Source organism: Rhizobium sp. WYCCWR10014, assembly GCF_001657485.1.
Classification (GTDB): Bacteria; Pseudomonadota; Alphaproteobacteria; order Rhizobiales; family Rhizobiaceae; genus Rhizobium.
On the sequence record NZ_LXFU01000037.1, the window covers coordinates 226,608 to 249,811 of the forward strand.

The window sequence follows — 23,204 nt, forward strand, 5'->3', positions numbered from 1 at the left end:
TTGGAAATTAATAAATAATTTCAAACGCTTGTCGAAACCCTATTCGACTTATCCACTGAACCCTTCTGCAGCGCAGCATAAGATCTGCTTCCCAACCGACATATTTCAGACATATTATTGGCCGGTTAACGCGAGGAGACAGACATGGGACTCACGCAATCCTTGAATGTTCTGTTGGTCAGTGCAGCGTTTGCTTTCGTCTTGTCCATGCTCTTCATCTGAGCTGGCCGACGAAAGTGTAATGACTGATAGTGCCTACACTCCTGAATAGCTGATCAATCCGCCAACGAAAAAGCGCATGTCCCGCCCGACATGCGCTTTTCACTTTTACAGCGCCGCGCGTCTTTCAGACGCGCAAAGATCAGGCGGCTGCGCCCGCACTTTTTGTTTGCTGGCGGGAGAGGCCGAGATTGTCGAGCACGGCGGAAACCAGCGGCGCGCGGTTCATCGTATAGAGATGGAAGTCGTGGATGCCGCGCCTGACGAGATCTTCGATCTGTTCGGCAGCGACTTCGGCGGCGACCTTCGCCCGCTCCTCGGGCTTGTCGTCGAAGCCCGCAAAGCGCTCGTCGAGGAAGGCGGGGATAACAGTGCCGCAAGCCCCGGCGAAACGCTTCAGCTGCGTCAGGTTCTGGATCGGCATGATGCCGGGCACCACAGGGATCGAGATACCGGCACCGCGCACCCGTTCCAGGTAGCGCTCGAAATTGTCGTTGTCGAAGAAGAACTGCGTCAGTGCCCGGTCGGCGCCATTGTGGGCCTTGCGCTTCAGCATGTCGATATCGGCGGCCGTATCGCGGCTTTCCGGGTGTTTTTCCGGATAGGCGGAGACCGAAATCTCGAAATCGCCGATTTCCTTCAGGCCAGCCACCAGCTCTGCCGCATTGGCATATCCCCCGGGATGCGGCTGGTAGGGCGCGCCGGCACCACCGGGCGCATCGCCGCGCAGCGCCACGAAATGCGTCACGCCAGCTTCGCGGAACGTGTCGACCACCTGATGCGTCTCTTCCTTCGTCGCGCCGACGCAGGTGAGATGCGAGGCGGTGGCAAGCGGCGTCTGCGACAGGAACCGCGTGACCGTGGTCAGCGTCGGCGCTCTAGTGGTGCCGCCGGCGCCATAAGTCACCGAGACGAAGTCCGGGTCCCAGTCCTGCAGTTCGCTGACTGTATGCCAGAGCTGCCCTTCCATCTCCTCCGATTTCGGCGGGAAGAATTCGAAGGAGACCCTGATGTTGCGGCCGCGCGCATCGCTTTTCAAAACCATGTCATACCCTCCCGGCAAATGTAGGTTCGGCGCCTTCGCTCGTCTGCGAAGCCATGAGGCGCCTCGGATCACGCGCGAGCCAGACGGTGACCGTCAACCCCTGCCCGCTTTGCTGACCCGGATGAAGATCGACGACCTGCTCGACGTCGAGCCCGGTCTTGCGCAACCAGTCGGACATCGCCTGGTGCGAAAAACCGAGACGGACATGCGCATGCTCGTCGCGGAGATATTCGAGCGTGTGCGGCGCAAGGTCGATGACCACGAGCCGGCCGCCCGGCCGGAGCATGCGCGCCGCTTCCGCGATCGCAACCTCCGGCTGATCGAAGAAATGCAGCACCTGATGGATCGTCACCAGATCGAAATCCTGTCCCTCGAAAGGCAGGTTCAGGATATCGGCGTGGCGCACGGTGGCCTTGGTGATGCGGGACTTGTCGAGATTGGCGCGTGCCACGCTCAGCATGTCGCGGCTGGCATCAACGCCGGTCGCCCGTCGGTAGAGCCCGGACAGGAGTTCGAGGATGCGGCCGGTGCCGGTACCGAGATCGAGCAGCGAGTCGATCGGTTGGCTGCCGAGCAGCCGGATGACGGCGGCGTCGACCTCCTCATCGGCCGCATGCAGGCGGCGAAGCTCGTCCCACTCGGCCGCGTTGCGGCTGAAATAGGCCTGTGCCCGCTCGGCGCGCTGGCGCTTGACCTGCGAGAGCCGCTCGCCGTCACGAAGGATGGTCGGATCGTTCTCGGAAACATGCTTCAGCAACGCCCGCACCAGCATGGCTGCCTTACCGTCCTGCTTGAGGCGGAAATAGGCCCAGGCGCCCTCCTGGTAGCGTTCGATCAGTTCGGCCTCGCCAAGCAGCTTCAGGTGGCGCGAGATGCGGGGCTGGGATTGGCCGAGAATTTCGGTAAGATCGGTCACCGTCAGATCGCCGCCGTCAAGAAGGGCCAGAAGACGCAGGCGCGTGGGCTCGCCAGCCGCCTTCAAGACGTCCACCAGCGCATCCAGTCCAAGCTTCAAGGGTTCGCTCATCTTCGATCCAATCAAGATATAAAGATATCTTTATGTGATTTGAAAAGCGGTGGCAAGCGAGAATTCGCTCTCTCCACGAAATTGCCTGCTCAAATTGCGACAGAGCCAGACATGAAAAAGCCCCGGCCGAACCGGGGCTTCCGCAAGTAAAAATGAGTGAAATCAGCGTGTCAGGCGCTTGTGAGCCTGGCTGCCCGGGTTGAGGGCGTCGGGGCCGAGACGGCGAACCTTGTCCTGTTCATAATCCTCGAAGTTGCCTTCGAACCATTCGACATGGCCGTCGCCTTCGAAAGCGAGGATATGCGTCGCCAGACGGTCGAGGAACATGCGATCATGGCTGATGATGATGGCGCAGCCAGCGAAGTTCTCCAGCGCGTTTTCCAAGGCGCCCAGCGTTTCCGTATCGAGGTCGTTGGTCGGTTCGTCGAGCAGCAGAACGTTGCCGCCGGCCTTCAGCATCTTGGCAAGGTGAACGCGGTTGCGCTGACCACCAGAGAGATTGCCGACCTTCTGCTGCTGATCGCCGCCCTTGAAGTTGAAGGCGCCGCAATAGGCACGGGAGTTCATGTCGAACTTGCCGAGCTTGATGATTTCGGCGCCACCGGAGATTTCCTCCCAGACCGTCTTGTCGGCCGCAAGGGTGTCACGGCTCTGGTCGACATAACCGAGATGCACGGTCTCGCCGACGCGGATCGAACCGCCATCCGGCGTTTCCTGGCCGGTGATCATCCTGAATAGCGTCGTCTTACCGGCGCCGTTCGGGCCGATGATGCCGACGATGCCGCCCGGCGGCAGCTTGATCGACAGGTCGTTGATCAGCGTGCGGCCCTCGAAGCCCTTGGTGATGCCGTCCATCTCGATGACCACCTGGCCGAGGCGCTCGCTGACCGGGATGATGATCTGCGCGTCGCCGGGACGCTGCTTCTCGGCGGCATCCACCAGTTGCTCGTAGGACTTGATGCGCGCCTTGGATTTGGCCTGACGGGCCTTCGGGCTGGACGCGATCCATTCCTGTTCACGGCTGATCGCCTTCTGGCGCGATGCGTCTTCGCGGCTTTCCTGCAGCATGCGCTTGGCTTTCGCTTGCAGGTAGGCCGAATAGTTGCCTTCGTAGGGAATGCCACGGCCGCGGTCGAGTTCGAGGATCCATCCGGTGACGTTGTCCAGGAAGTAGCGATCGTGGGTAATCATCATCACGGCGCCCGGATAGTCGCGTAGATGTTTTTCGAGCCAGGCGATGGTTTCGGCGTCCAGGTGGTTGGTCGGTTCGTCGAGCAGCAGCAGATCCGGCTGCGAAAGCAGCAGGCGGCAGAGCGCGACACGGCGGCGCTCACCGCCGGAAAGACTGGTGACGTCGGCGTCGCGCGGCGGGCAGCGCAAGGCTTCCATCGCCATCTCGACCTGGCTTTCCAGATCCCACAGGTTCTGGCTGTCGATGACGTCCTGAAGCTTGGCGCCCTCTTCCGCCGTCTCGTCGGAATAGTTCATCATCAATTCATTGTAGCGATCGAGGACAGCCGTCTTCGAGGCAACGCCTTCCATGACGTTCTCGAACACCGTCTTGTTGGGATCGAGATGCGGCTCCTGCTCCAGATAGCCGACCGTCGCACCTTCGGCGAGCCAGGCCTCGCCGGTATACTCCTTGTCCTGGCCTGCGATGATGCGCAGCACGGTGGATTTACCCGCACCGTTCGGACCAAGAATACCGATCTTGGCATCCGGGTAGAACGAAAGGTGGATATTCTCCAGGATCTTCTTGTTGCCATAGGCCTTGTTGAGGCCGGACATATGATAGATGAACTGACGTGCCATGCTGCGCTGCTCCGGGCGGGAAACTTCGATTGTGCCGCTATGTAGGCGAAACAGCGCCTGCGGGCAACGTCGAAACCCGGTTTACTCAGGATTTCCGGTCAAAAGCCCGCAGCATCGACGACGCCCTCGTCACAACCGAACGACGTTTTTCCAGCACCCTGGATCAGATCGGCGAGGCCGGCACTTTTCGCCGATGCCGTCCCGGCGGCTTCCGAAAGCCCGATCGTCAGCTCGCTGATCATCCTGACATTGCCGGCCCGCCGGCAGCTCATCTTGACGCGGTCGCCGGCACCCGGCCCGAAGCTCTTGTCGAAAGCCGCCTTGATCGCTTCGGCCTTGACCGGCTTGCCGATATTGGCAGCGAAAAGATCGCGCACGGCCGACGCGTTGAGTGCGCCGACGAGATGCATACCGACGCCGAAATAGTCGTCGGCGCTCATCTTCGTGCAGGTGCCATGCTTCACCCATTCATGCCGTTCCAGGCCGGATTGCGTGCCGGGCATCGCCTTGGCAAGCGCCGTCTTCGTCTCGGCCGCCAGCGTGACCTCCGGCAGCTTGTTCCAGTCGCCATCCTTGTCGGCGGCCTTCTGCTCGGCGCTCACGCCGCAATAATCCTGCCGCATCGGCCAAAGTCCGTGCAACGAAAAGTTCGTCGCGTCAGGGCGCTCGCCGGTCTGGCTCGCGCATTCAGCCTTCTTCTGGTTTGTCTGGCAAAAAGCCGGCTGCCAGCTTGCCGCCAGAATGAAGCGGGTGCGCCCGCCGGCCTCCTGCGCCACGCCGGCGCCGGCAACAACCATCGACACGGCAAACGTCAAGGTACGCAACTGCATGCTGCTCATTTCAACCCCCAAAAAGAACAATACAGGAACAAATAAGCATCAAAATCAAAAGGCCGCAACCCTGAATCGCAACAAGACCGCAAATTGTTATCAGATAATCAAATGCCCATGTTGCAATTACCCGGCGATCTGGTCTGTTGCCGCCGGGAGGACCCACATGTTTTCTGAAACGCAAAGGCTCGCCGTGCCGGGGGCGTCGCTGGCCTATCACCACGCTGAGGCCATCACCCTTCCACGCGGCATCCTGTTGATATCCCATGGCTTGGCCGAACATTCGAAACGATACCGCGTCTTTGCCGAGACGATGGCGGCACGCGGTTATCATGTCTATGCCCATGATCATCGAGGCCACGGCGAGACGACGGCACCCGATGCGCCGATCGGCCGCTTTGCCCGGCGCGGTGGGGTCGAAAGGGTGATCGGCGACGTCATCGCCATGCGCGGCCATGCGGCCTCTCGCCATCCCGGCCTGCCGGTGATCCTCTTCGGCCATTCGATGGGCGGCCTCATCGCCCTCAATGCAGCCGTCACGGCTCCGGCCGACTTCGATGCCGTCGCCGTCTGGAATTCGAATTTCGCCGTCGGCCTTGCCGGCCGCGCCGCCCAGGCGATCCTGCTTGCCGAGCGCATGCTGAAGGGCTCCGACGTGCCGAGCGGCCTGTTGCCGAAGCTCACCTTCGGCACCTGGGGCAAATCCATTCCCGGCCGCCGCACCGAGTTCGATTGGCTGTCGCATCGTCCTGATGAAGTCGACAAGTATGTCGCCGATCCACTCTGCGGCTTCGACGCCTCAGTCTCTCTCTGGCTCGATCTCTTCGAGCTGACCTTCCGCGCGCCGCAGAAAATTCATCTTGATCGGCTGCCGCGGGATATGCCGATCCATCTGGTCGGCGGTGGAGAGGACCCGGCGACGGAGCGGGGAAAAGCCGTGCTCTGGCTGTCAAACCATTTGAAAGGTCGGGGCTTCTCCCGTATCAGCACTCAGATATATCAGGACATGCGACACGAAACGCTGAATGAGACCGGCGCGGATGCGGCGATCGCAGCCTTCGCCGAGTGGTGCGACAGGGCCGTCGCAAGATCCTGAGCGAGCAATATCCTGAGTGACAGGGATTTCATCATGAACAGCACCTCCACCCGCCCGGCTTCGTCCGCCTCCGATGTGACGATGGGGCTTGTGCTGATGGTTCTCTCGGTGCTGGTCTCGCCGCTCATCGATATCTTCGCCAAGCTTGCGATCACGACCGTTCCATCCGGGGAGATCACCGCCGGTCGCTTCTTCGTACAGGCGCTCTGCATGCTGCCGATCGTCGTATGGCGGCGCAGCTTCGCCAGCTTCTCCTGGCGACAGAGCCTGTTCCATGCCATCCGCGGTGCGATCATCACCGTCTCGATGATCTCCTTCGTCACGACACTGAAATATATGGCGGTCGCCGACGCGATCGCGATCTTCTTCGTCGAGCCGATCATGGTGACGATCCTCGGTGGCATCTTCCTCAAGGAGACGATCGGCTGGCGGCGCTACACCGCCTGCTGCGTCGGCTTCTTCGGGGCGATGCTGATCATCCAGCCGAGTTTCGAAGAGGTCGGCTACATCGCGCTTCTACCTGTCGTCAGCGCTCTTTGCATCGCCATCTTCGTGCTGATGACTCGCGCCCTCTCGCACAGGGAAGACCCCTGGTCGATGCAGTTCCAGATGAGCATCTGGGGCTTGCTCTTCTGTGCCCTCCTGCTTCTACTGGGTCAGGGAACCGGCTCCGACCTCTTCGATCCGGTCATGCCGGAAGGCCGCGCCTGGTTCTATGTCGCCGGCGTCGGCGCCATGGCCGCAATCACCGGCATCCTCGGCGTCTACGCCTATCGCGCAGCACCGGCCTCGACGCTGGCGCCGCTGCAATATTTCGAGATCGTCTCGGCGACAATCTTCGCCTGGCTGGTCTTCGGCGACTTTCCGGATGCGGTCAAATGGCTCGGCATTGCCATCATCGTGGCATCAGGCGTCTACATCCTCTGGCGCGAGCGCCGCTTTGCTTCAAAGCCTGTATCCGATACATCTGAGGTGACGCTGGCGCCTTAAAACTAGAATGCGAGCATAATGTCATCCGAAAACCGCTCACACTTTTCGGCATCATGCTCTGAACCTGCCGGAGGAACATGACGGAGACCGTGACGAAAAAACCGCCGCTGGCCGGCATCCGGGTGATCGAGCTTGCCCGCGTGCTCGCCGGCCCTTGGGCGGGACAGATGCTCGCCGATCTCGGTGCCGACGTCATCAAGGTCGAAAATCCCGACGGCGGCGACGATACGCGTCAATGGGGGCCACCCTTCGTCGAGGGCACCGACGGCGAAAATCTCTCGGCCGCCTATTACCACGCCGCCAATCGCGGCAAGCGCTCCGTCACCGCCGATCTGAAGAGCGCCGAAGGCCAGGATCTCGTCCGCCGCCTCGTGTCCACCGCCGATGTGGTGATCGAGAATTTCAAGCTCGGCGGCCTCGTCAAATACGGGCTCGATTATGACAGCCTGCGCAAGGTCAATCCGAAGCTCGTCTATTGCTCGATCACCGGCTTCGGCCAAAACGGCCCTTATGCCAGCCTCGCCGGTTACGATTACATCGTCCAAGGCATGTCCGGCTTCATGTCGATTACCGGGGAGCCGGGCGGCCAACCGATGAAGGCAGGCGTCGCCATCGCCGATATCTTCACCGGCATCTATGCCGTCTCGGCGATCGAAGCCGCTCTGATCCATGCCCTGAAGACCGGCGAAGGCCAGTTGGTCGACATGGCCCTGCTCGATGTGCAATCGGCCGTGCTCGCCAATCAGAACATGAATTACCTGGTCTCCGGCGAGGCGCCGACCCGCCTCGGCAATGCCCATCCCAATATCTCGCCCTATGAGGTCGTGCCGACGGCGGATGGTTATCTCATTCTCGCGGTTGGAAACGACGGCCAGTTCCGCCGCCTCTGCGCCATCCTCGGCCTGGAGACCATCGCCGGCGACGAGCGTTTCGCCACCAACAAGGCCCGCGTCGGCAATCGCGGCGAAGTGCGGCGCCTCGTCTCCACCGAAACGTTGAAATGGCAGAAAGCGGATCTGCTGAAGGCCTGTGAAGAGAACGCAGTTCCATCAGGCGCCATCAACACGATCGAGGAAATGTTCGCCCATCCGCAGATACAGGCCCGCGGCCTGCGCATCGACCTTGCGGATGCCGCCGGAACGGTGATCCCGGGGGTCAGAACGCCCGTGGTGCTGTCGGAGACGCCGCTGCATTATATCAGGCCGAGCCCCCGTCTCGGCGAACACCAGGCAGAAATTCTGGCGGAACTCGCCGAGTGTGAGAGGAAGGCATCGTCATGAAGAAGGCATCGTCATGAAGAAGACGGGCGGGGAACTGATCGTCGAGGCGCTGAAGGCGAACGGCGTCAAGCGTCTCTCCTGTGTGCCCGGCGAGAGCTTCCTCGCCGTGCTCGACGCATTGCGCGACAGCGATATCGACGTCCTCGTCTGCCGCCAGGAGGGCGGAGCGGCGATGATGGCGGATTGCTGGGGCAGGCTGACCGGCGAACCCGGCATCTGCATGGTGACCCGTGGCCCCGGGGCCACCAACGCCTCCGCCGGCCTGCATATCGCCAAGCAGGACTCGATCCCGATGATCCTGTTCATCGGCCAGGTACAGCGGGAAGCGCGTGAGCGCGAGGCTTTCCAGGAGGTCGAGTTCCGCCGCGCCTTCACCGAATTCGCCAAATGGGTGGGCGAGATCGACGATGCTGCCCGTATTCCCGAGTTCGTCACCCGCGCCTTTGCGGTCGCAACCTCCGGCCGGCCTGGCCCTGTCGTGCTGACGCTGCCGGAGGACATGCTGCGCGATGAGGTCGAGGCACCCCGCGCCAGGCACTATGCCAACGTCGAGGCCCATCCTGGCCGCCGCCAGATCGACGATTTCTATCTCCGCTTGCTGAAGGCCGAGCGGCCAATGGTAATCCTTGGCGGCACACGCTGGGATGACGACGCCGTCGCCGATTTTCAGAGCTTCGCCGAGCGTTTCCAGCTCCCCGTCGGATGCTCCTTCCGCCGGCAGATGCTGTTTGATCATCTCCATCCCTCTTATGCCGGCGATGTCGGCATCGGCATCAATCCGGCATTGGCAAAAGAGATCAAGGAGAGCGACCTGCTGATCTTGCTCGGCAGTCGCATGTCGGAAATGCCGTCCTCGTCCTATACGCTGATCGATATCCCCTACCCCCAGCAATCGCTGGTGCACATCTATCCCGACCCTTCCGAGCTCGGCCGCGTCTATCGCCCGGATCTTGCCATCTGCGCCGCACCTGCCGATTTCGTCGCCGCGCTCGCCGACCTGGAAGCGCCGGGCGAACCGCACTGGACCGAGCGCACCGCACGCCTGCACCAGGCCTATCTCGCCTGGTCGACGCCGCCATCGACAGGTCCGGGCGCCGTCCATATGGGGCCGATCATGGAATGGCTGGAGGCCAATACCGGGCCGGAGACGATCTTCACCAATGGTGCGGGCAACTATGCCACCTGGGTGCATCGCTTCCATCGTTTCCGCCGCTTCAACACCCAGGCCGCCCCCACCTCCGGCTCGATGGGTTACGGCCTGCCGGCGGCGGTGGCCGCCAAGCGGCTCTTTCCCGAGCGCGAGGTTATCTGCTTTGCCGGCGACGGTTGCTTCCTGATGCACGGACAGGAATTCGCCACCGCCATCCGCTACGGCCTGCCGATCATCGCAGTCGTCGTCAACAATGGCATCTACGGCACGATCCGCATGCATCAGGAGCGGGAGTATCCCGGCCGCGTCAGCAGCACCGATCTGACCAATCCCGACTTCGCAGCCCTTGCCCGCGCCTATGGCGGCCACGGCGAGACGGTGGAGACGACGGCGGATTTCGCCCCGGCCTTCGAGCGGGCACGCGCCAGCGGCAAACCCTCAATCATTGAAATCAAGCTCGATCCCGAAGCGATTACGCCGACGCGCACGCTCTCGGAAATCGCGCAAACAAAAAGCCGGTGAGAAAACTCACCGGCCTTGAAGGATAGGGACGCTGCGACTTCAGTCGAGTGCGGCCGTGATGATGAACTCGACCTTGTATTTCGGCGCAGCGAGCTTGGCTTCGCTGGTGGCGCGGGCCGGCGGATTGGCCGGATCGATCCAGCCTTCCCAGACGGCGTTCATCTCGGCGAAATCGGCGATGTCGGCGAGGTAGATGATCGTCTGCAGGATCTTCGACTTGCTGCTGCCTGATGCAGCCAGCAGGCGGTCGACTTCGGCAAGCGAGGACTTGCATTGATCGGTGACGCTTTCGCCCTCGCCGACCTGGCCTGCGAGATAGACTGTATTGCCGTGAATGACGGCGCCGCTCATGCGCGAGCCGACGTCGATACGCTTGATGCTCATCATAGTCTCCTGAGTGAATGGAAGGTGGTGGCGCTGAGGTTCAACGCCGGAAATGGCGCCCGGAGCGGGCGCTCAATTGCGAATATGGTGGGTCTTCTGGTAGATCGCCGTCGAGCGCGCGCCGGAACGGCAATAGCCGAGCATCGGCCGCGGGAATTCGTCGAGTGCGTCGACCATGCCCTGCACGGCTTCCTCGGTCACGCCCATCGGCCCAACAGGCACATGGGCGATATTCAGGCCGAGCTCCTTGGCGCGCGCCTCGATGACGGAGAACGACGTCTGGTCGGGACTTTCGTGGTCGGGGCGGTGGCAGACGATCGATTTGAACCCCAGCGCCTTTATCTCGTCGAGCTCCTCGAGCGTGATTTGGCCCGAAACCGAATATTCATTGTCAATCTGGCGAATATCCATCGTCTTGTCTCCTCAAAAATCGTGGGCTGAAGGTCTACGACGGAGGTCTGCCAGCGTCAACAACACTTCGCTCACAGGAAGGCAAAGGTCAGCGCATAGCTGCGGCTCTCGCCGGGCGCCAGCATGTTGAACTCACCAGCTGCCTCAAGCTCGTCGCGCGATATCCAGCGATGCGAAACCGGCTCGATGCCGATGATGTGGGCCGGCGCCTTCTGGTTCCGCCAGACCTGTAGATGGGGCAGTGTGTCGGCGCGGAAACGCACCCGCAGTGTCCTGCCGCCAATCGCGGCGATCGGTCCGAGGCGGATCTCCGCGAACCCCTCCTCCGTCGCCGGCGCCGCGACGCAGAAGATGCCGCCCGGCTCCTCACCGAACGTCCAGGGCAAACCACCATTTTCCAACATCCGGCCTTCGAGCCGCGTGCCGTCGTCCAACCATTTGCCGCCGGTGTTCATGTGGTACATGAGGAAGGTCGGCACCATCCGATCGCTTGTATTGACGACCCGGTCCTCAAGCCGCACCTCGCCGGTCGCCCCATCGATCCGCCACAGCCGCTCGATGCGCTGCGGCAGTCCCTCGACGGTGGTAATGTCGATATCGGCGCGGCATTCCGCATTGCCGTTCTCGAACTTCGTCCACAGCACCTTTGCCGCATGGCCGGAGGCCGATCCGTGGAGCGGATAGACCTTGCCGTCGTCGCGGCCGGGGATCGGTTGGCGGTGGCGGATATGATCCGGCCCGCAGGTGAACAGGAAGCCCTCGAGCGAGTGATCGATTCGCGGATCGCCGTCATCGGGAATGGCGCGTTTCGGCGCGATGTCGACGCCTTCGACGATGCACCCGCCGATATCCAGCACCGATGTTTCGTCCAGCATCAGGCGCGGCCCGCTTGCGGCGGCAAATTCGATCATCACGGTCTCCTTGGGGAATTGTCGGCCCCTTAGAGCGCCGAGCGTCCTTTCGGACACACAAAGGACGCTCTAACACTTTGAATTAACGCATCATGCTTTCCGAAAATCGGAATCGATTTTCGCAAAGAAGGATGCGCTAGCGTTAGGTTTCGGGCCGCCATTCGTCAATCGGCGTCGCCCGCATCTTGCGTTTTTGCGGCAACCGTGGATTTTGCGGAACTCACACAAGGACGCAAACGTTTATGAGCAAAAGGAAATCTTAGTGATTTTCATATTTTGTTCAGCACGCTTTCATAAATTCCACACTAGCGTCAAAATTCGCAGGTGTGTGTCTGCCAGTCACTGTTCGAGGTATGATACGTGAATCGCTTTTTGAAGTCGGCATTTTGCCTCGCGGCCGTCCTGGCTGCTCTTACGGCTACAGCGCCGGAGGCAGGCGCGCAGCAGTTCCGCGATCGCCGCCAGAGCGATATCGTGCTTGTGACGCCGAGCGGCGAAATCCTCGACTATGTTCCAGCTGGCTACATTTACGCCCGCGACCGTAGCGGCAATCGCGTGTTGATCGACGACTATGGCAACGTCGTCGCCACCGAGATGCGCGCCCGCGGCTACTATCCGCCGCGGCCCGGCCCCCGCGAGGTCTATAACGACCAGTATGGCAACGACCCCTATTATTCCGACAACAATCCCGATGGCGATACACGTTATTCCGAGCGCGGCGCCGTCACCGGCGGCATACCGCGCGATGCCGCGATCGAGCGCCGGCCGCTCGGCGACCAGCCCTATGCCGAGGATAACAGCATCGGCAATCCGCAGCCCAGCGACGACTATGCCTCGATCGACCCCGACCAGCAGATTCCGCCCGCCGACCAACCGAAGGCCGCGCCCGATGAGCCCGTCATTACGCTGAAGAACAAGTCGAAGCCCGAGATCGTCGCGTTGCAGGTCTTCCTCGATCGCGCCGGCATCTCTCCGGGGGTCATCGACGGCCATATGGGCTCGAACGTCACCAAGGGGATCTATGCCTATGACCAGATGACCGGGTCGAAGCTCGATCCGAACGACACCGATGCCATTCTGGAAGAGCTGCGCATGAACGGCGGCCTGCCCGTCGTCAGTTACACGATCACGCCGGCCGATGCCGCTGGCCCCTTCGTTGCTGAGATCCCGGAGGATTATTCGCACAAGGCCCTGTTGCCGTCGCTCGCCTATACCTCGACCACCGAAATGCTGGCCGAACGCTTCCACATGGATGAGGCCTTTCTCAAGGAGATGAATCCCGGCGCCGATTTCAGCGTTCCCGGCACCGTCATCAAGGTCGTCAATCCGGGTGAGCCGAAAAGCGGTGAAGTCGCCCGCATCATCGCCGACAAGGGCCGCAAGCAGGTCTTCGCCTATGACGGCGCCGGCAATCTCCTCGCCGCCTATCCGGCATCGATCGGCTCCTCCGACACCCCCTCTCCGTCGGGCTTGGTCAATGTCGAGCGTGTCGCCCTCAACCCCGGCTACACCTACAATCCGAAGATCAATTTCCAGCAGGGCGCCAACGACAAGATCCTCAACATCCCGCCCGGCCCGAACGGCCCCGTCGGTACCGTCTGGATGGCGCTTTCCAAGCCGACCTACGGTATTCACGGCACGCCCGAGCCCTCGAAGATCGGCCGCACCCAGAGCCACGGCTGCATCCGCCTGACCAACTGGGATGCGACAGAGCTTGCCAAGATGGTCAAGCCGGGAGTGACGGTCGAATTCGTCGACTGAACATACCATAGCATCTTCAGGCGGAATGACCGCAAAACGAACGGACAATAATGGCACGCGACTGGATCGACCAACACGCGGCGGGATCGGTGCTGCCCCGCACCTTGACACAACAATCTAGCGCGGGCCGCGACGGCAGTTCAAAATTGCTCTCCCATACCAAAGTTTGGAACCCGAAAGCGCGCCAAAAGCTATTAAATCTGTAGATTTCAACTCCTAACATTTTTGGAGGTCGTATGAAATCGCTTGTTCGATTGGCTTTAAGCGTTTTGGCGGGTTTGGTCGCAGTCGGCGCCGCGCAGGCTGCCGACGTCTCGGAAATTCGCGTGGACTGGGCGACCTACAACCCGGTCAGCCTCATTCTGAAGGATGAAGGCATCCTGGAAAAGGAATTCGAAAAAGATGGGATCAAGATAACCTGGGTCCAGTCCGCAGGCTCCAACAAAGCCCTGGAATTCCTGAATGCCGGCTCCCTCGACTTTGGCTCGACGGCGGGTGCGGCTGCATTGATCGGCCGCGTCAACGGCAACCCGATCAAATCCATCTATGTGTATTCGCGTCCAGAATGGACTGCGCTCGTAACACGCAAGGATACCGGCATCACCAAGGTCCAGGACCTCAAGGGCAAGTCCATCGCCGTGACGCGCGGCACCGACCCGCACATTTTCCTGGTGCGCGCCCTCGCCGATGCTGGCCTGACTGAAAAGGACGTTTCGCTTGTTCTGCTACAGCACGCGGACGGCCGCCTTGCCCTGAAGCGGGGCGACGTCGACGCTTGGGCCGGCCTCGATCCGATCATGGCCTCCGCCGAGATTGAAGATGGCGATGTGCTGTTCTATCGCAAGCCGGAAAACAACAGCTGGGGCGTGCTTAACGTGCGCGAAGAGTTTGCTATCGCGCATCCTGATCTCGTCAAACGCGTGCTTGCTTCCTACGAGAAGGCGCGCATTGAAGCTCTGAAAGATCCGACCAAGCTCAAAGCCGCCCTCGTTGCCGCCACCAAGCTGCCCGACACGGTGATAGAGCGCCAGCTGGAGCGCACGAACCTCACCTATTCCGTGATCGGCGATGCACAGCGCGAGACGATCGAGGCAGCGGGTATCGCTTTGCAAAAGGCCGACGTCATCAAGGCGGATGTCGATGTCGTCAAGACCGTATCGTCGCTGGTCGATCCCAGCTACGCCTCGGCCGCTCTCGGCCAGTGAAGCGGTAGAAAGAACGTTTCCATGTCCTTGGTGCACATCGCGCTGTCATGGCACAATGCGGAAACAGGAAGGGAGACCCGGCAGCGCCGGGTTTCGCCTTTCGATCGCCCGATTGTCGGAATCGTGTTTCCAGTTGTGTTGTTTGCCGCCTGGGAAATCCTTGTTCGTGCGGGAATAGTCGGAGGTCGTTTGATGCCCCCGCCCTCGAAAATTCTCTATACGGTCTATGCGCTGGCGGCCTCCGGCGACCTGGCAACGCATGTCGGCGCGACGTTGCGCAGAGTGGCGATCGGCTTCGCCTTCGGGTCACTGGCGGGGACCGCTCTTGGGGCGCTGACCGGGTACTCCAAACCGCTCGCACGTCTGCTGGATCCGACCCTGCAGGCTCTGAGAGCCATTCCCTCCATTGCCTGGGTGCCGCTGTTCATCCTGTGGTTCGGTATTTTCGAGGCCTCCAAAGTCGCTCTGATTGCCGTTGGCGTCTTCTTCCCGGTCTATCTAGGAGTCTATGGCGCCGTCGTCGGCGTCGACAGGCGCATCGTAGAGGTCGGTCGCGTCTTTCGGCTTTCGGGCTTCGAGCTCATTCGCCTGATCCTGCTGCCGGCGGTCCTACCGGACTTTATCCTTGCCCTGCGCGCAGGCCTGGGCCTCGGTTGGATGTTCGTCGTTGCGGCGGAATTCATGGGCGCATCCGAAGGCCTGGGATATCTTCTGGTGGATGGTCAGCAACTCGGAAAGCCGGATCAGATCCTGGCGGCTATTTTGATCTTCGCCGTTGTCGGCAAGGCGACCGATAGCCTGCTTCTAATTGCGAGCGCGCCGTTCCTGCGCTGGCGCGACACCCACGCGAGCGGGATTTGACATGCTTGACATCCGCTCCCTATCGAAGATCTATCCCAACGGAACACATGCTCTGCAAGACTTCTCCCTCAGTATCGGCAAGGGAGAGTTGGTCGCGGTCATCGGAGGATCGGGTTGCGGCAAAAGCACCCTTCTGAGACTGTTGTCGGGCCTCGAAGCCCCTACACAGGGCGAAATCAGCTTGGAGGGGCGGCTGCTGACAGAGCCGGACTCGCTCGTGAATATCGTCTTCCAGGAGCCCCGGCTCTTTCCATGGCTGACAGTCGCGGACAATATCGGTTTCGGCCTGCGCCATCTGGCAAGCAGCGAACGGGATGAGCAGGTATCGTCGGCCCTGGAGAAGATTGGCCTTCGCGGCCACGAGAAGCGCTGGATAAAGGAGCTGTCCGGCGGGCAGGCGCAACGCGTGGCCTTGGCGCGAGCACTCGTGACGAAGCCGGCCGTTCTCCTCTTGGACGAGCCCTTCTCCGCACTCGATGCGATGACGCGTGTCGAACTCCAGGATCATCTGATCGATCTATGGCGCGTGAATGCCACGACGATGCTGCTCGTCACGCACGATATCGAAGAGGCAGCCCTTTTGGCGGATCGCGTCGTCGTGATGCGCCCCTGGCCGGGACGCATTCTAGAGGTGGTCGATATAGGCCTGCCGCGACAACGCAATCGCATGTCGGACGAATTGGCCGAAGTCAAAAGGCGTCTTTCCGACCTTCTGGCTCATTCTCTCAATGATGGCAGCCGCACGGCAAGCGCCTGAAAAACGAAATGCGTCGCGGACCGAACCGGACGCACTTCGTTCGAGGATGCGGGAACTCAGGCTGCCGTCGCCATGCGGGCGGAGGCCACCAGCCTCACCGGCAGCTTGCGCATTATTTCCTCGGCAAAACAGGTAGCGTTTTCCCGCGCCTTGTCGAGATTGCTGACGCGCGTGGGATCGATCGTGTGCAGCGTGCCGCCACAGTCGAAAATGTCGCGGAAGGCGGAGCGTTCGATAATAGCCGTATCGAGCACTGGCACATGCCGCTCGCTGAGCAGCGACTTGACGACTTGCAGCGCCCGCGTCGTCACCATCGAGTTGACGCGGGTGAGCACCACCGAATGGCCGATCTTGATACCCGCCTTCTCATCCAGATACTGCAGCAGTTCGAGCACCTGCGCGCCACCGCGCGCATCCATCGCACAGCCCTGAATGGGGATCAGCACATGGTCGGAAAGGCCGACGGCGGTGGCAAGCAGCGGATTGCGCGCACCCGGCAGGTCGACGATGAAATAGTCGGTATTGTGCTTGTTCTCGCTGATATGCACCGGCAGCGACGCAGTTGTGACGAAATCGATCACCGAAAGATTGGCCACATGACCTGATATTTCGTGCCAGCGCGAAATCCAGTGCTGCGGATCAGCGTCGAGAATGGTGACGCGATAGCCTTTGCGGGCAAGCTCGGTCGCGAGCAGCAGAACAGCGGTCGTTTTGCCGGCGCCGCCCTTGGTATTTGCGAATGTGATGACAGGCATGTTCGGTCCTCGGAAGGAAATGGTGCGAGCCGATATCGCTCTTTTACGCACCCTCGGAGCATCGTGCGGTTAATCCATCCTTTCTAATCATGGTTAACAAATTGGAAACACGCGCGGCGAAATTGCAGCCGGTATTTTTCACATCCCTAAAACTTGGGATATCGCGGCAACGAAAAAAGCCCGGAAAACCGAGGTTTTCCAGGCCAGTCAGAAGGTCCGCTCTTATATTGTCAGAAGCAATCCCTGAAAAGGACCTTGGTATTTTCGAGCGTCATTGCAACCGGGTTGCCGCCTGCACTCGGATCTTCGATCGCCATGGCCGACAATTCGTCGATGCGGTCGGCGGCGATTCCCATCGCCGACAGCGTCTCCGGCACACCGAGTTCGGAGCGGAGCTTCAGCACGTAATCGTAGAACCCGTCGAAACCGCCTGAAATGCCGAGGTAGGCCGCGGCACGGCCGATCTTCTCCTCGATCGCCTTGCGGTTGAAGCGCAGCACCGCCGGCATCACCACCGCATTGGTCATGCCGTGATGGGTGTTGTAGACGGCTCCGATCGGATGCGAGAGCGCATGGATGGCGCCAAGCCCCTTCTGGAAGGCGACGGCGCCCATGGCGGCGGCGGCCATCATGTTGGCGCGGGCTTCGAGATCGGTGCCTTCCCTGTAGGCGCGTGGCAGGAATTCCTTGACGAGACGCATGCCTTCCAGCGCGATGCCGGCCGACATCGGGTGATAGAAGGGCGAGGAATAGGCCTCCAGGCAATGAGCGAAGGCATCCATGCCGGTGCCGGCCGTAATGATCTTCGGCATGCCGACCGTCAGTTCCGGATCTGAAATGACGACGCCAGGCAGGAACTTCGGATGAAAGATGATCTTCTTCACATGGGTTTCGGAATTGGTGATGACGCTGGCGCGCCCGACTTCCGAACCAGTGCCTGCCGTCGTCGGCACCGCGACAATCGGGGCGATGCCCTCGAGGCTCGCACGCGTCCACCAGTCGCCGATGTCTTCAAAGTCCCAGACCGGCCGCGTCTGGCCGGCCATGAAGGCGACGCACTTGCCGAGATCGAGGCCGGAGCCGCCACCGAAAGCAACGACGCCGTCATGGCCGCCGTCCTTGAAGGCCCTGACGCCGGCGTCGAGGTTCTTCTCGTTCGGGTTCGGATCGACATCGGCAAAGATCGCCCGGCCGAGACCGGCATCTTCGAGGATATCGAGCGCAGTCTTGGTGATCGCCATCGAGGCAAGGCCGCGGTCGGTGACGAGCAGCGGCTTCTTGATGCCGAGGCTCTTGCAGGCGTCGGCCAGTTCGGTGATGCGGCCCCGGCCGAGCTTGACCGATGTCGGGTAGCTCCAGTTTGCGGTGATGTTGCTGCTCATGCTGTGACTTTCTTCAGATGGAAGGATTTCGGACGCGTCAGATTTTGGAAGCCGATGATCGACAGCGAGCCGCCGCGGCCGGTCTCCTTGACGCCGGTCCAGCAAAGTGCCGGGTCGAGATAGTCCGCGCGGTTCATGAAAACGGTGCCGGTTTCGATCTCGCGGCCGAGCCGCCCTGCCCGCTCGACATCCCTGGTCCAGAGCGAGGCCGTCAGCCCGTAGTGGCTGTCGTTCATTAAAGCGAGTGCCTCCTCATCGCTCTTCACCTTCATGATGCCGACCGCCGGACCGAAAGTCTCTTCGCGCATGAAGGCCATGGAGTGGTCGACGTCGACGAGAATCTGCGGTGCAAGATAGGCGCCGCCGTCATCCTGGGGGAAAAGCTTGGGATCGACAAGCGCTTTGGCGCCCTTGGAAACCGCATCGGCGATCTGCTCGCGCACCACCTTGGCGAAGCGCTTATGCGCCATCGGCCCGAGCGAGGTATCGGGATCGAGAGGATTGCCGAGCTTGTAGTTCGACACCCAGGCAACCGACTTCTCGACGAAGGCGTCATAGAGCGATTCATGGACGTAGATGCGCTCGATGCCGCAGCAGCACTGGCCGGAATTGTAGGTCGCGCCGTCCATCAGCGTGTCGACGGCCGCCTCGAGATCGGCGTCCTCCATGACATAACCCGGATCCTTGCCGCCGAGTTCGAGGCCAAGTCCGGTGAAGGTGCCGGCAGCCGCCCGCTCCATCGACCGCCCGCCTTCGACCGATCCGGTGAAGTTGACGAAATTGAAGCTGCCGGCGGCAATCAGCGCTGATGTCGTTTCATGGTCGAGGAAGACGTTCTGGAACACATCCTCGGGAACGCCGGCCTCGATGAAGGCCTGCACCAGCCGCTCACCGACCAGCAGTGTCTGCGACGCATGTTTCAGCACCACGGTATTGCCGGCCATCAGCGCCGGCGCGATCGTATTGATCGCCGTCATATAGGGATAGTTCCACGGCGCGACGACGAAGACAACGCCATGTGCCTCGCGCTCGATGCGCCGTTCGAAACGCTCGCTCTCCTCGACCACGACAGGCGCCAGCGCATCCGCCGCGATCGAAGCGACATAGTTGGAGCGCTCGTTGAAACCCTTGTATTCGCCGCCATACTTGACCGGCCGGCCCATCTGCCAGGCAAGCTCCGGCACGACGACGTCGGACATCTCGTTCAGCCGCGCAGCACCCTTCAACACCAGTTGCACACGCTCTTCGAGCGGCCGTTTCGCCCAGGCTTTCTGCGCCTTGCGGGCGCGCGCCACCACGTCCTTGGCGGCATCGAGAGAAAGGGCTACGCGTTCGGCATAGACCGACCCGTCAACCGGTGAAATGCATTGGATCATTGCCATGATCTATTCCTGTCCTCTTACTATTCAAAATTTGGGTGGGCGACAGCCCCGCATCCGCCTGCCGGCGCCTTCTCCCCGTAAACGGGGCGAAGGGGATATGCCGCACCGGCTTTCCCCAACATCGACGCTGCGTTTGGCACGTCCCCTCTCCCCATTTTTACGGGGGTCCGTAGGACGGGTCGAGACCAGTGGCTCGACCCCGGCAAGGTTAGGGTGAGGGCAACCCGCAAAACGCCTATTAAGCTCTTTCGAAACCGCGCGCCACTTCCCAGTCGGTGATGCGGCGATCGTATTCTTCCTGCTCCCATTCGGCAGCGCGGGTGTAATGGTCGATCACGTCATCGCCGAAGGCTTTGCGCAGCATTGCCGATTCCGTCATTTCCGTCGTGGCCGCGCGCAGCGTGCGCGGGATCTCACGAACGCCCTTGCCGCCATAGGCGTCGCCGACGAAGGGGGCTTCGAGTTCCAACTTGTTCTCGATGCCGTCAATGCCCGCGGCAAGCAGCGCGGCGAAGGCAAGATAGGGGTTGAGATCGGAGCCGCCGACGCGGCACTCGATACGGATTCCCTTGGTCTCCTCGCCGCAGAGCCGGTAGCCGGCGGTGCGGTTGTCCTTGCTCCAGATCGCCTTGGTCGGCGCAAACGTGCCGGCCATGAAGCGCTTGTAGGAGTTGATGTAGGGCGCCAGGAAATAGGTGATCTCGCTCGCATGGGCGAGAAGCCCGGCGACGTAATTGTGCATCAGCGGCGACATGCCGTATTTGCCGGTATGGTCGAAGAACAGCGGCTTTTCCTCCAGGCTCCAAAGCGACTGATGGATATGCGAAGAACTTCCGGCTGCATTGTAATTCCACTTGGCCAGGAATGTGATGGCCTTGCCCTTCGACCAGGCGATCTCCTTGCAGCCGTTCTTGATGATCGCGTGCCGGTCGGCCATAGCAAGCGCATCGGCGTAGCGCACGTTGATCTCCTCCTGGCCGGCCGAAGCTTCGCCCTTGGAGTTCTCGACCGGAATGCCGGCGCCCTGCAGCCCGGTGCGGATCGCCCGCATCACCTCTTCTTCCTTGGTGGTCTGGAAGATGTGGTAATCCTCGTTATAGGCGCTGACGAGCTTGAGATTGCGGTAGCCCGAAGCCTGCGCCGCCTCGTAGGTCTGGTCGAACAGGAAGAATTCGAGCTCGGAGGCCATATACGCCTTCATGCCCATATCCTCGAGCCGCTTTACCTGCTTCTTCAGGATCGCGCGCGGCGAGTGGGCGACCTCCTCGTGCGTATGATGGTCAAGCATATCGCAGAGCACCAGCGCGGTACCTTCCAGCCAGGGAATGCGACGCAGCGTCGCAAGATCCGGCTTCATCGTGTAGTCACCGTATCCCTTCTCCCAGCTCGTCGCCTTGTAGCCGGAGACGGTCTCCATCTCCATGTCGGTGGCGATCAGGTAGTTGCAGCTGTGCGTTTCCTTCCAGGCGCTCTCGACGAAATATTCCGCCTGGAAACGCTTGCCCATCAGCCGGCCCTGCATATCCACCTGGCAGGCCAGAACCGTGTCGATGCGCCCTTCGGCAACATCCTTCCTGAGGTCGTCGATTGTGTAGCTGCTCATGATTGATCCGCCTGAATTGGGATTGAAAAAATCGGGGCAACGAAATCGCATGCGCTCGGCCGGGCTTTGCAGCCTGATGCCTTTTCGTTGAACCGGTGATGGGGCCGCAGGATGCGGCCCCGCCATTTGAGAGGGAAGCCTCGATGCTTACTTTTCGCCGCTCTCGCCGACGGCTGCTTCGGCGGCCGCGATATCGGCCTGGCGCTTTGCCACTTCGGCGCCGATCGGTGGCCCCTTGAAGCGCCGGCTTTCGAAACCGAACCAAACGATTGCCGTCAGAACCAGGAAACCAACGGTGATGTAGAGCGCCCATTCGTTCGGCGGCTGAATGCCGAGAATGAAGATCAGGATCATCGCGATGACGGTCAGCACGGCAAAGAGCTTGAAGACGCCTTCGCCGAGGTTCCACGGCCCCATCTTGTCCCACTTCGACGTGCCCCAGGCGAACAGGCCGAGCGTGATCGGGATCGCGAAGGAGAAGAACAGGAAGATGACGGTGCACGAGACGACGATCGTATAGACTGGCGTGTCGCCGATCGAAACGAGCGAGGAACCCCAGACGAACAGAACCGACAGAATCGAGCCGGTCCAGATCGCAGCCACCGGCGTGCGGTATTGCGGGCTGACCTTCGACAAGGCCTTCGATGCCGGCAGACCACCATCACGCGAGAAGGCGAAGATCATGCGCGAGACCGAGGTGACGGTGGCAAGACCGCACAGCCACTGGCTGACCAGGATCGCGAGGTAGAGAATATCCTTGACGATCGGGTTGACCTGGCTGTCCATCGCCCAGAAGAACACGTTCCAGCCCTGCTTTGCCGCATCGTCCATGTTCGGCAGCATCAGAACGAAGGCGCACAGCATGATGTAGCCGAAAAGAGCCGACCACAGGACGGAGGAGACCATGCCGCGCGGAACCGATTCGGCAGCCTTGACAGTCTCTTCCGATGTATGCGCCGAGGCGTCATAGCCGGTGATGGTGTAGATCGGCAGCAGCAAGCCGAGAAGGAAGACCCAGGCGCCCGAGGTGGAAGGCCAGACGTTGCCCCCGACTTCGCCGGAATAGTTGGCAAAAGTGAAGAGACGGCCGATCTCGTAGGAGGGCGCTGCGATGAGGCAGACGGCCGACAGCGCGATAGCGGTCGCGAAGATGAGATAACCCGAGAAATCGGTCAGCTTCGCGGTCAGTCCGATGCCCATGTGGTTCACGAGCGCCTGCGCGCCGGTGATGACCACGAGGAAGATGATGCGCACCGCTATCGTGTCGGTCAGTCCGAAATAGCTGGTGCCGAACGACCCCATGAAGAAATAATAGGTGCCGACATTGATGGCGCCGAGCACTGTGACGAGACCGAGCAGGTTGAACCAGGCGGTCACCCAGCCGGTGAAACGGTTTCCGAGGATCGAGCTCCAGTGATAGAGGCCGCCGGCCGTCGGATAGGCCGAGCTGATCTGCGCCATGCCGATGGCGAAGACGAGCGAGATGAAGCAGCCGACCGGCCAGCCGATGCCGATGGCGGCGCCGCCGGCGCCCGAGGTCGCCTGCGCCAGCGAGTTGATGCCACCGGAGAGAATGCAGATGATGGAGAATGATACGGCGAAGTTCGAGAACGAACTCATGCGTCGTTCGAGTTCCTGGGCATAACCCATGGAATGCAGGATGTGCACATCCTGCTTCTTGTCCAGTTCGGTATAATCCGACATGACTTCCCCCTGTTCACGACCGGCCGCGGGATTGCGGGCCGGTTCAGTGCCAATTGTCCGCGGCATTTTCGCCGTGCGGACGTCCGCAGTTAAACTGCTCCCTCGGGTCTTCTTGTT

20 protein-coding genes are annotated in these 23,204 nt (G+C 61.2%); 8 read left to right on the top strand and 12 right to left on the bottom strand.

From position 1 onward, the window contains the following. Nucleotides 1–361 precede the first annotated feature (361 nt). The 4 genes from metF to A6U98_RS17935 form a co-directional block, all read right to left on the bottom strand. A complete protein-coding gene (metF, locus tag A6U98_RS17920; RefSeq protein ID WP_064651819.1) occupies nt 362–1,264 on the bottom strand; it encodes a methylenetetrahydrofolate reductase [NAD(P)H] in 903 nt (300 codons plus the stop codon). Nucleotide 1,265: 1 nt separating this feature from the next. Continuing rightward, nucleotides 1,266–2,291 carry a metalloregulator ArsR/SmtB family transcription factor gene (locus A6U98_RS17925; protein WP_064651820.1) on the bottom strand — a complete coding sequence of 342 codons (1,026 nt, stop codon included), beginning with the start codon at nt 2,289–2,291 and terminating at the stop codon, nt 1,266–1,268. Between the two features lie 162 nt (nt 2,292–2,453). Continuing rightward, a complete protein-coding gene (ettA, locus tag A6U98_RS17930) occupies nt 2,454–4,103 on the bottom strand; it encodes an energy-dependent translational throttle protein EttA (protein ID WP_064651821.1) in 1,650 nt (549 codons plus the stop codon). A gap of 98 nt (nt 4,104–4,201) precedes the next feature. Beyond that, nucleotides 4,202–4,942 (bottom strand): ribonuclease, encoded by a 741-nt coding sequence (locus tag A6U98_RS17935; protein WP_064651822.1) that lies wholly within the window; start codon nt 4,940–4,942, stop codon nt 4,202–4,204. A 157-nt stretch (nt 4,943–5,099) separates the two neighbouring features. Between A6U98_RS17935 and A6U98_RS17940 the strand changes: the two genes are divergently transcribed. From A6U98_RS17940 to A6U98_RS17955, 4 genes are all read left to right on the top strand, one after another. Then, a complete protein-coding gene (locus A6U98_RS17940) occupies nt 5,100–6,029 on the top strand; it encodes an alpha/beta hydrolase (protein ID WP_064651823.1) in 930 nt (309 codons plus the stop codon). Nucleotides 6,030–6,062: 33 nt separating this feature from the next. After that, nucleotides 6,063–7,019, top strand: coding sequence for a DMT family transporter (locus tag A6U98_RS17945; RefSeq protein WP_064651824.1), 957 nt, complete (start codon nt 6,063–6,065; stop codon nt 7,017–7,019). A gap of 77 nt (nt 7,020–7,096) precedes the next feature. Next, on the top strand, nt 7,097–8,299 hold the full coding sequence (locus tag A6U98_RS17950) for a CaiB/BaiF CoA-transferase family protein (protein ID WP_064651825.1): 1,203 nt from the start codon (nt 7,097–7,099) through the stop codon (nt 8,297–8,299). 13 nt (nt 8,300–8,312) lie between these two features. Continuing rightward, a complete protein-coding gene (locus tag A6U98_RS17955) occupies nt 8,313–9,971 on the top strand; it encodes a thiamine pyrophosphate-binding protein (protein ID WP_064651826.1) in 1,659 nt (552 codons plus the stop codon). A gap of 39 nt (nt 9,972–10,010) precedes the next feature. On the opposite strand, the gene A6U98_RS17960 is transcribed toward A6U98_RS17955, so the two are convergent. The 3 genes from A6U98_RS17960 to A6U98_RS17970 all read right to left on the bottom strand — a co-directional run bounded on the left by A6U98_RS17960 (nt 10,011) and on the right by A6U98_RS17970 (nt 11,677). Further along, complete coding sequence (locus A6U98_RS17960; RefSeq protein ID WP_003541466.1) at nt 10,011–10,355, bottom strand: RidA family protein; 345 nt, start codon at nt 10,353–10,355, stop codon at nt 10,011–10,013. A gap of 72 nt (nt 10,356–10,427) precedes the next feature. Continuing rightward, entirely contained in the window at nt 10,428–10,766 is a 339-nt protein-coding gene (locus A6U98_RS17965) for a TIGR01244 family sulfur transferase (RefSeq protein WP_064651827.1), read from the bottom strand. 71 nt (nt 10,767–10,837) lie between these two features. Continuing rightward, nucleotides 10,838–11,677, bottom strand: coding sequence for an aldose 1-epimerase family protein (locus A6U98_RS17970; protein WP_064651828.1), 840 nt, complete (start codon nt 11,675–11,677; stop codon nt 10,838–10,840). A gap of 360 nt (nt 11,678–12,037) precedes the next feature. Here A6U98_RS17970 and A6U98_RS17975 point away from each other — a divergent pair, with 360 nt between their 5' ends. The 4 genes from A6U98_RS17975 to A6U98_RS17990 all read left to right on the top strand — a co-directional run bounded on the left by A6U98_RS17975 (nt 12,038) and on the right by A6U98_RS17990 (nt 16,261). Continuing rightward, nucleotides 12,038–13,438, top strand: a complete 1,401-nt coding sequence (locus tag A6U98_RS17975; RefSeq protein ID WP_064651829.1) for a L,D-transpeptidase — start codon at nt 12,038–12,040, stop codon at nt 13,436–13,438. Nucleotides 13,439–13,674: 236 nt separating this feature from the next. Next, entirely contained in the window at nt 13,675–14,643 is a 969-nt protein-coding gene (locus A6U98_RS17980) for an aliphatic sulfonate ABC transporter substrate-binding protein (protein ID WP_064651830.1), read from the top strand. Nucleotides 14,644–14,664: 21 nt separating this feature from the next. Then, complete coding sequence (locus A6U98_RS17985) at nt 14,665–15,504, top strand: ABC transporter permease (RefSeq protein ID WP_064651831.1); 840 nt, start codon at nt 14,665–14,667, stop codon at nt 15,502–15,504. A gap of 1 nt (nt 15,505) precedes the next feature. After that, entirely contained in the window at nt 15,506–16,261 is a 756-nt protein-coding gene (locus tag A6U98_RS17990) for an ABC transporter ATP-binding protein (RefSeq protein WP_064651832.1), read from the top strand. Between the two features lie 56 nt (nt 16,262–16,317). Here A6U98_RS17990 and A6U98_RS17995 read toward each other — a convergent pair whose 3' ends face one another. The 5 genes from A6U98_RS17995 to A6U98_RS18015 all read right to left on the bottom strand — a co-directional run bounded on the left by A6U98_RS17995 (nt 16,318) and on the right by A6U98_RS18015 (nt 23,087). Beyond that, on the bottom strand, nt 16,318–17,016 hold the full coding sequence (locus A6U98_RS17995) for a ParA family protein (RefSeq protein ID WP_064651833.1): 699 nt from the start codon (nt 17,014–17,016) through the stop codon (nt 16,318–16,320). A gap of 230 nt (nt 17,017–17,246) precedes the next feature. Beyond that, a complete protein-coding gene (locus tag A6U98_RS18000; protein ID WP_064651834.1) occupies nt 17,247–18,398 on the bottom strand; it encodes an iron-containing alcohol dehydrogenase in 1,152 nt (383 codons plus the stop codon). Then, nucleotides 18,395–19,780 (bottom strand): aldehyde dehydrogenase family protein, encoded by a 1,386-nt coding sequence (locus A6U98_RS18005; protein ID WP_064651835.1) that lies wholly within the window; start codon nt 19,778–19,780, stop codon nt 18,395–18,397. Before A6U98_RS18005 ends, A6U98_RS18000 begins: the two co-directional genes overlap by 4 nt. A 238-nt stretch (nt 19,781–20,018) precedes the next feature. Beyond that, the gene (locus A6U98_RS18010; RefSeq protein ID WP_064651836.1) at nt 20,019–21,383 is read right to left on the bottom strand and encodes a glutamine synthetase family protein; all 1,365 of its coding nucleotides are present in this window, start codon (nt 21,381–21,383) and stop codon (nt 20,019–20,021) included. Between the two features lie 147 nt (nt 21,384–21,530). Beyond that, nucleotides 21,531–23,087, bottom strand: a complete 1,557-nt coding sequence (locus A6U98_RS18015) for an amino acid permease (protein ID WP_064651837.1) — start codon at nt 23,085–23,087, stop codon at nt 21,531–21,533. Between the last annotated feature and the right edge of the window lie 117 nt (nt 23,088–23,204).